General features: G+C 65.0%; 1 protein-coding gene. It reads right to left on the reverse strand.

The features are described 5' to 3' along the window. Window positions 1-638: cell wall hydrolase (locus tag EN964_RS36345; RefSeq protein WP_164776566.1), on the reverse strand; the 638-nt coding region annotated here is incomplete at its 3' end. Window positions 639-674: the final 36 nt, after the last annotated feature.

Here is a 674-nt window from a genome sequence, read left to right on the forward strand (position 1 = left end):
CCGCAGGTCGCCATTGCCTCGGCGGACGCGACCATCGTCACCGGCTCCGCTGGCTTCTGCGGCGCCGCCGAGGCAATGGCGACCTGCGGCTCGTCCGGCAGCGGCTGCCAGTTGCGGCCGCGCTTCTCATAGAAGGCATTGCCGCCGGCAACCATGGTGTAGTGCATGTTCTTGTAGGGGAAGCGTAAGCCGGCGGTGTGGAAGAACATGGTGTTCTTGAGCTTGGCCTTGCGCTCACCCTTGAGCACCGCCTCGGCAGCCTCTTCGACATCGGGCATTGCGCGTGAATTCATCGGCCTTGTCATGACGCCGGGGGCGAACTGCCCACGCTCGCCCACCACCTGGCAGATGGTGCTGCCGTGCTTGCCGGAGCGCAGCCGGTTCATCACCACCGTGCCGACCGCGATCATGCCGTCGCGGCTCGAGCGGTTGGACTCGAAGAACATCGCCCGTTCCAGGCATTCCTTGTCCTTCGGCGTATGGCTGTAGGCCCGTGAGCTCAGGAAACCCGGCGTGATGGCGTCGGTCAGGCTGGCGACGGACATGCCGTGTGACGTGGTCTGGCTGCAGGCAGCCAAAAACAGGGGTGAAATGACGGCGCCGAGCAACAGCGGCGTCTTCCATCGCGTGGCAATCAACAGGTAACCCTCTCACTTCCATGCCCGCCCCCAGGC

It is taken from the genome of Mesorhizobium sp. M7A.F.Ca.CA.001.10.2.1, from assembly GCF_003998575.1.
In the GTDB taxonomy this organism is placed as follows: domain Bacteria; phylum Pseudomonadota; class Alphaproteobacteria; order Rhizobiales; family Rhizobiaceae; genus Mesorhizobium.